The organism is Pseudoalteromonas sp. SWYJZ12, from assembly GCF_015864395.1.
In the GTDB taxonomy this organism is placed as follows: domain Bacteria; phylum Pseudomonadota; class Gammaproteobacteria; order Enterobacterales; family Alteromonadaceae; genus Pseudoalteromonas; species Pseudoalteromonas arctica.
Genome location: NZ_JADYXH010000025.1, coordinates 36,988 through 44,903, shown reverse-complemented (window position 1 = coordinate 44,903; position 7,916 = coordinate 36,988). Strand labels below are relative to the sequence as shown.

Here is a 7,916-nt window from a genome sequence, read left to right as displayed (position 1 = left end):
TTTAAACTTTCTTTTTGAAGATTTAAAACCGAAGTTTTATTTAACTCTCTGAGTAGTTCGTGCCTCGCTATGCGTTGTCCGCTGCGCGTTGCCACATCCCGTCTCAGTGGGGTCGCATTATAGGGAGCGGCGGATTTTACGCAAGCGTTATTTGCATAAAATAGTAATTAAAATTAAGCCCCAAGCAAGCACACACGATAAGCACAAGTTACCCACAAAAAACTGTTGATAACTCTTGTTTTTACATAGCTAAACCATTCTATAGCTTTTAATTAAAACCTTAAAAATGCAAAAAGCACCTTATTTAGGTGCTTCTCAAAAGTAATAGTTATTAGAATCTAGGGTCTGTTTATCTTTCAAGGTTAAATTTGCAGCAGCCTGTTTGGTATTCAGGCAAGGCAGAGCCTATGTAGTGTGGTTACTCCCCATAAATAGGCGATAACGTAGCATTAATGCCAAACAGGCGCTGCCCAAAGGGTTCTTCCTAGGGGCTATTTACTCTTTGTTACTCGGTTTTTACTTATTCTTACATGGATGTAAGCCAGTAGGGTAACGCAGGAGCAGTTACCGAGCCCACTAGGTTACAAATCTCGCGCCGCGATTAACCCCCCCCTAGTTTGAACAAATTTTAATCCGCAAAGAGCAACAGACCCTAGTATAAAATACTATATAACTTGCGACGATACTTTGCTGCGAGCGCATCACCATCGGGTAAAGAGGCAATAATGGCTAAAAAGCTTGGTTTCGCTTCATTGAAATTCAGATCTTTTTGCAGCACTGTAAATAGTATATCCAATGCTTCTTCTTTTCTGCCTGCTTCATTGAGTAAAATACTGAGCTCTTCTTTTAATTCTAGGTCATTTGGGTACTTTTCTACTTGTTGTTGCTTTTCTTTAATCTCTGGTGAGTCTTTTGCTTCAAGCGCAGCTTCGCATTTTGCTTTTATATTATTAAAGTAAGCATCTTGCTCTTGTACGTCTATTGTATTTATAAGCGCTTGGGCTTCATCTACCTTGTGAATTTGAATACATATGTCTGCAAGCACTAATTTGATGCGTGCATTACCGCTGTCTATTTCATAAGCTTGCTTTGCATAATTAAATGCAGCATTTAAATCTGACTTTAATAACGCTTGTTTTGCTTGCTCTAACAGTAAGTCTTGTTGCGCAGGTAAATGCTTTGCTAGGGCTTCGCGTATTTGTGCCTCACTTTGAACACCTGCAAGTAAATCTACTGGTGCAGAGTCTTTTAATAATACAAGCGTAGGCAGAGTTTGAAGACCAACTTGCTGCGCAAGTTGAGAAGCGAGTGCTTGCTCTGCATCGCAATCTAGGTTTGCTACTACTATATAGCTTGCATATTCAGCCGCTATTTTATCTAAAATTGCAGCCTGTCCGATGCAGTCAGGACTTTGAGGAGAGAAAAAGTTAAGCAACACCAATTTTTGCTGTGATGTTTCACCGAGTACTTGTTGAAGGTTTTGCGCATTAATACTAACTATGTTGCTCATTGAATTGATTGCCATATTCATCTATTTAGGTTTTTATATGGTGGTGAACATAATAATTACAAGTCATATACCTAAATCATCCGGTATACATATTCAACAATGAGGGAAAACATGAAATTAACTTATCTAAGTGCAATACTTTTATTAGCAAGCCCATTAGTACAAGCAAATGGACTCGATTTGAATTTAAGCAAAACCATGCCAGCTATAGAAAAGTTTTACCTTGATTTACACCAATCGCCAGAGCTTTCTTATCACGAACAAGAAACGGGTAATAAAATAGTGGATAAATTAACTCAGCTGGGTTTTAAAGTAACAAGTAATGTAGGTGGCTTTGGTGTTGTCGGCATTTACAAAAACGGAAACGGTCCAACCGTGATGATCCGTACTGACACCGATGGCTTACCTATTATAGAGCAGACAGGAAAGTCCTATGCCTCAAAAGTTAAAGTAATAGACGAGCATGGTGCGAAAGTAGGTGTAATGCACGGTTGTGGCCACGATATTCACATGAGCTCTTTTATTGGTACTGCTGAGCAATTAATAGTACACAAAGATCAATGGAAAGGCACTTTGATGATGGTTGCACAGCCTGCCGAAGAAGTTGGTGGGGGTGCTAAAGCCATGTTAGGCGAAGGACTATTTAGTAAATATGAAAAACCTGATCATATAATTGCTTTGCATGTAAGTGCTAGCGTCCCCGCTGGTAAGGTATCAATGAAAAATGAATACACTATGGCAAGTGTAGATTCTGTCGATATTACAATAAAAGGTAAAGGTGGTCATGGTGCTTATCCGCATACAACTATAGACCCTGTGATTATAGCTGCACGCACAGTACTTGCTCTGCAAACAATCACAAGCCGAGAACTTTCACCGCTAGAGCCTTCGGTTATTACGGTTGGGTCTATTCATGGTGGCTCAAAACATAATGTGATTTCGGATGAAGTAAAACTACAACTCACTCTCAGAAGCTATAACCCAAATGTTAGAAGTGCTCAAATAGCAGCAATAAAACGAATCACGGCAGGTATTGCACAAAGTGCTGGCCTAAATGAATCAAACTACCCTGTAGTATATGTACATGAAGATGAATCTATTCCATCTACTTATAATAACCCTGCACAAACAGACATTGTTAGAAACTCTATTGCCAGCGCAATTGGTGATACTAATGTGCTTGAAACACAAGCTGTAATGGCGGGTGAAGACTTTGGCCTATTCGGACGCACCGATGAAAATATCCCGATTACCTTATTTTGGCTAGGAGGTGTAAACCAAGCACAATATGCAGATTCGATAAAAACAGGTGAAGTACTCCCTTCCCTACACTCTAGTAAATTTGCACCAGATTATAAAGTTGCTATCCCTACCGGAATAAAAGCAATGAGTAACGCTGCTGTTGCTTTATTTAATAAGTAACCTGAATTCTGGATAATAAATCTATCTCAAGCAGAGTTCAGGTTAAGTAATATCGTTTAATAAAATGGCTCTGTAGCTAACTAGCAACAGAGCTTTTTTTATAACTCGACTTTTTAAGGGTCGCTTTTCCACCTCGTTTAGCAAAGCGTTTTTTAGGTGAGCTTTTTGGTAACCTTGCAAATGCATTGCTATCGCAGTTTGCTGCTAATTGTACAAACCCATTTAGGTCAGCAAGTAAAGGCTGTAAAAATTGCTGATAACTCATTACTTGCTGCGCGATATCACCTAAGCTCGATTCCCACTTTGCGGTTAAATCAGGACTCGCTAAACCTTGTGGTAATACGCTAATAAGGGCAAGTCCCGTTTCGGTCGCTCTAATTGACTTACCTTCACGTTTTAAAAAACGCCGCTTAAATAACAACTCGATTATTCCCGCACGTGTTGCCTCCGTACCTAAACCATCAGTGTCTTTTAATACTTTTTTAATTTGTGGATCTTTAACATAACGACTAATGCCGGTCATCGCAGCCAATAATGTAGCATCGGTAAAATAAGCAGGAGGTGATGTATGCTTTTCGACCACTTCGCCTTGCTCACAAAAAAGAGGCATACCTTTAGTTAAAGGAGGTAACGTAGCTTCATCTTTTAATTCAGACTTACCCATTAATACCTTAAAGCCCAGGCTTACATCTTGTTTTGCATTTGCTTTAAATAATCCGCCAGCGATTGTTATCTCTGCTTTAGTTTCGTTATATATATAGTCGGGATAAAACTGAATTAGGTAATGGCGGCTTATTAATTGATATACCTTCGCTTCGTCACCGTTCAAACTCGCTGACTTTAACTGCTTAGCCGTAGGCACAATGGCATGATGGGCAGCCACTTTTGAATCGTTAAAACATTTACTACGCTTTTTTACATCAGCCCCGTTTACTAATTCACTGCTTTGCCCACCATTAGCACTTATAGCTTTAAAAATAGCTGATGCATCTTGATGGTGATCTTTAGGTAAATAACGATTATCCGAGCGTGGGTAAGTAATTAATTTATGACGTTCGTAAAGTATTTGGCAAATATCCAACACTTTTTGAGCTGGCATACCAAATGCTTTAGCCGCATCGATTTGTAGTGCAGATAAATTATAAGGTAATGGAGCACTTTGTTTTTTTTGTTTTTGGTCAAGTGAAGTAAGCTCAGCACTTTGCTTTGTAATGCGTGAAGCAACATTTTGTGCGAGTGCTTTGTTAAGTATTCGCCCTTCTTCATCTTGATGTGGCTCACATGCTTTACTAGGAACCCACTTAGCTATGAATGGCTGGTTATCTGGAGTAAGTAAATGCGCCAGTACATCGTAAAAAGGCTTAGATACAAAGTGTGCTATTTCGTTATCTCTATTAACAACAAGACCTAAAATAGGGGTTTGTACTCGCCCTACCGAAAGCACATTACCAAACCCTGCTTTTTGCCCAGCTAGTGTGTATGCACGTGTTAAATTCATACCAAATAGCCAATCAGCACGAGAGCGCGCTAAAGCAGATACACTTAGCGGAATAAAATCTCGATTAGAACGCATAGTACCCAGTGATTTTTTTACCGCCGATAAGTTTAAATCACTAATGAGTAAACGTTGCGTACTCTGCTTTTTAGCCTGACTTATTTTAGCTTCTTCAATTACTTGATCGACTAGTAGCTGGCCTTCACGGTCTGGATCGCCAGCGTGAATAAGTTGCGAGGCTTGTTTAATTAATTTTTTTAAAACAGTGAGCTGTTTGCGAGTTTTGGTTTTGGCTTTTAACTTCCACTGTTCAGGTATTATAGGTAAGTGTTCAAACTGCCACTTTTTAAAGCGCTCATCGTAATCATCGGGTTCTGCTTGTTCTAGCAAATGTCCAATACACCACGATACACAATCGCCATTAGCGACTTCTATATAACCATCATATTTTTTATGTGGTTTTGGTAACGCATCAGCAATAGCGCGTCCAAGTGAAGGTTTTTCTGCAATGTAGAGTTTCATAGCCTGCTCATCACTGTTTATATAAACAGTAGTCTAGCACAGCTATTTTAAAGGAGGGAACTTTTTGTAACTATTGGCTAGCTGGGCTTTTTTTGTCTTTTGTTAAAATATAAATAAGCGGAAGATAACAAACAACAACGGTGCCTATATTAATAAATGGCAATAAGGTTTTATAAATGTATGTACTATAAGAAAGATCCCATAAATGGCGGTCGACTAATCTAAATAGCTGTAAAATTGGTGCCATAATAACAACCAATTGACCTAATACGCATTGCCATAAATAAACCTTATCTTTTAAACCCAGATATGCGATGAGTGCCATCCAAGCAATATCATTAAGGGCCCAAACAAGGTATCGATAAACATAAATCCCATTATCAAACTCTTTCAAGTAAGGATGAATAATGGTTCCATATAAAAAAAAAGCGGCTGTAATTAAAGCGAAACGCAGGGCCAAATAATCTTTTCTAAAATAAAAGATGAAAATAGCAGGGCTTAAAATAAACACCCAACTAGTATCTAATATCAATATAGTCTTTAAAAACCATTCAGGCATTAGAGTTAATCAAGTTTTTTTTTCATCATCGTCATTACCACCGCCATTTCCTGGCATATGACTAAACTTATCGACCTTTTTCATAAACTATTCCGTTACATTTGTTAAAGAAAGCATACTTTATGATAAATAAGTGTGTTTGCCAATAAAAGTTATCTTACATCTATAGGAGCTGACTCTTTTGCTTTACCTTGTAATATAGATATTTCTACTCGGCGATTCCTGCGGCGATCTTCATCGGTGTCATTCGGTACAAGTGGTCGTGTTTCAGCTCGACCAACCACCATCATTCGGGTTTTATCAAATCCTTGGACTTTTTGCAGTTCACTTGCGACGGCTACAGCACGCTTTGATGATAGGTCCCAATTATTAATATATAACTCATTCGATACCTGAAAATCATCTGTATGGCCAGATACTGTTATTTCACCGGGTACATCTTTTAACAGCACACCGATATCTTGAATTATAGGTTTAAACTTAGGTTGTAAAAATGCACTACCTGAAGGAAATGAACCATTCTCTCTAATGCGAATAATTATTTGCTGCCCTAAAGACTCAAGCTCAATTGCGCCATCGATTATTTGCTTTTCAAGCTGCTGCGCTATCTTTTTAACAAGCTCGTTAGTTTGCTCCTGATCGGCTGCTGAAGTTGCTTGCTCAGAAGATTCTTCTTGTGAGGTACTACGAGATTCGCCACCGCGTTTATCCCCGCGCTGTTCTTGCCTGCCGCCTGCTGAGCTTTCATCGCCAGCCTGAAACTCTAACATTTGTTGAGTCATTTCGACTGTTTGCTGCTGAATGGTTTCTATTGGGGTTGGCTCTGGTTTGCCTGGGGTAAACTCCATGGCAATAACAGAGGTCCCTTTAGGGATGTCTTTTACTTCAATTTTATTCTGCACACCAAAAGCAAACTTCATAGAGCCCGCAATTTGTTTAAACTTAAGTACATCCATTTCTGAAAACGCGAGCAAGAGTACAAAAAAGCACATTAACAGTGACATTAAATCGGCAAACGTTCCCATCCATGCAGGTAGACCTGGTGGTGGACATTTGCACTCTTGATCAGACATAGTTACTCCTCGGTATCTACTTTGCGTTTAGATTCAGCTAAGTAATTTTTCAAAATACCTTCGATTACTTTTGGATTTTGACCATCTTGTATACCTAAAATAGCATCCAAAATTAAACGCTGATTCATCGCTTCCTCGTCTTTACGCAGTTCAAGTTTTACCTGAATAGGAATTGCCACAACATTGGCTAAAAACGCGCCATATAAAGTTGTTAATAGTGCTACTGCCATTGCCGGACCAATTGCCTTTGGGTCATCCATGTTAGACAACATTGCAACCAAACCAATTAGAGTACCAATCATACCCATTGCAGGCCCTATATCAGCTAACGACTTAAATAAACCCGCGCCCAATTCATGGCGAGTCGTGGTTAGAGAAATATCTTTTTGAAGTGTAGCGCGAACTACATCTGCGTCGTGGCCATCAACGAGCATATCGACGCCTTTGCGCATAAAGGGGTTTGGAATTTCAGCTTCTTCGAGTGCTAAAAAACCGCCTTTACGAGCTGAATCCGCAAGTTCTACTGCTTTTTCGATAAGTATTTCTGGCGTTTCGATTTTAAACATAAACGCTTTGGCAACAACTTTACCTATCCCCAAAAATTGCGACATAGTGAAGTTTGATAAAACAATAAAGAGTGAACCACCAAATACAATAACCACAGACGGGGTATTGTAAAACATAGCCATTTCACCGCTACTACTCATAAACATAGACATGACAATTAAGCCAATTGCGCCTAGGATCCCGATTATGGTTGCTAAATCCACATTTCCTCCAGAAGTTTCATGCTTAATGGCCTTATCATAAACTTTTATTATTAACTGCTTATCGGCAACATATTGAATTGCTTAAGCCATTTTTATAAATAAACATAAAAAGCAGCCTTTAGCACTATCTTAGATCAAGTTATAAGGGCTACCTAATTATCAATTGATTTATTAAACCAACAGACCGCTATTAAGGCTTTATTAATGCACTTGAAATATAATTTAACGTTATAAAGGTAAAAAACCAATATCATCCTTTGACCTAGTTTAGCATTCCCCCTAAAATTGACCCCTAAATTTATTATGTAAGCTGAAATAAAGATGGCGACTAAAAAACCTGAAAACTTAAGTTTCGAACAAGCACTAGAAGAATTATCTACAATCGTTAGTGACATGGAACAAGGTGACTTATCGCTTGAGCAATCGTTAAAGCAATTTGAACGTGGAATTGCATTAGCAAGTGCTTCATCAAGGAAATTACAGCAAGCAGAACAAAAAGTATCAATTTTGATGGGGAATGGCGAAAAGTCAGTACTTACAAACTTTGATAATGATATGGAATAGC

Annotated in this window: 7 protein-coding genes; 2 read left to right on the top strand and 5 right to left on the bottom strand. The window is 38.7% G+C overall.

Features of this window, described 5'->3' with window-relative positions:
• Positions 1-652: 652 nt before the first annotated feature.
• On the bottom strand, positions 653-1,510 hold the full coding sequence (locus I6F42_RS18310; RefSeq protein WP_010554572.1) for a tetratricopeptide repeat protein: 858 nt from the start codon (positions 1,508-1,510) through the stop codon (positions 653-655).
• Between the two features lie 111 nt (positions 1,511-1,621).
• Here I6F42_RS18310 and I6F42_RS18305 point away from each other — a divergent pair, with 111 nt between their 5' ends.
• Positions 1,622-2,932, top strand: coding sequence for a M20 family metallopeptidase (locus tag I6F42_RS18305; RefSeq protein ID WP_010554573.1), 1,311 nt, complete (start codon positions 1,622-1,624; stop codon positions 2,930-2,932).
• Positions 2,933-3,008: 76 nt separating this feature from the next.
• On the opposite strand, the gene I6F42_RS18300 is transcribed toward I6F42_RS18305, so the two are convergent.
• The 4 genes from I6F42_RS18300 to pomA form a co-directional block, all read right to left on the bottom strand.
• On the bottom strand, positions 3,009-4,949 hold the full coding sequence (locus I6F42_RS18300; RefSeq protein WP_010554574.1) for a DNA topoisomerase III: 1,941 nt from the start codon (positions 4,947-4,949) through the stop codon (positions 3,009-3,011).
• A gap of 70 nt (positions 4,950-5,019) precedes the next feature.
• Positions 5,020-5,508 (bottom strand): hypothetical protein, encoded by a 489-nt coding sequence (locus I6F42_RS18295; protein ID WP_010554575.1) that lies wholly within the window; start codon positions 5,506-5,508, stop codon positions 5,020-5,022.
• A 152-nt stretch (positions 5,509-5,660) separates the two neighbouring features.
• Positions 5,661-6,581, bottom strand: coding sequence for a flagellar motor protein MotB (locus tag I6F42_RS18290; protein WP_007587113.1), 921 nt, complete (start codon positions 6,579-6,581; stop codon positions 5,661-5,663).
• 2 nt (positions 6,582-6,583) lie between these two features.
• Positions 6,584-7,351: a flagellar motor protein PomA gene (gene pomA / locus I6F42_RS18285; protein WP_007587114.1), complete on the bottom strand. Its 768-nt coding sequence runs from the start codon at positions 7,349-7,351 to the stop codon at positions 6,584-6,586.
• Positions 7,352-7,672: 321 nt separating this feature from the next.
• On the opposite strand from pomA, the gene I6F42_RS18280 reads away from it, so the two are divergent.
• The gene (locus I6F42_RS18280) at positions 7,673-7,915 is read left to right on the top strand and encodes an exodeoxyribonuclease VII small subunit (protein ID WP_010554576.1); all 243 of its coding nucleotides are present in this window, start codon (positions 7,673-7,675) and stop codon (positions 7,913-7,915) included.
• Position 7,916: the final 1 nt, after the last annotated feature.

Coding starts and splice junctions, on each gene's coding strand:
- I6F42_RS18310 (WP_010554572.1), bottom strand. CDS start 1,510: ATGAGCAACATAGTTAGTATTAATGCGCAAAACCTTCAACAAGTACTC.
- I6F42_RS18305 (WP_010554573.1), top strand. CDS start 1,622: ATGAAATTAACTTATCTAAGTGCAATACTTTTATTAGCAAGCCCATTA.
- I6F42_RS18300 (WP_010554574.1), bottom strand. CDS start 4,949: ATGAAACTCTACATTGCAGAAAAACCTTCACTTGGACGCGCTATTGCT.
- I6F42_RS18295 (WP_010554575.1), bottom strand. CDS start 5,508: ATGCCTGAATGGTTTTTAAAGACTATATTGATATTAGATACTAGTTGG.
- I6F42_RS18290 (WP_007587113.1), bottom strand. CDS start 6,581: ATGTCTGATCAAGAGTGCAAATGTCCACCACCAGGTCTACCTGCATGG.
- I6F42_RS18280 (WP_010554576.1), top strand. CDS start 7,673: ATGGCGACTAAAAAACCTGAAAACTTAAGTTTCGAACAAGCACTAGAA.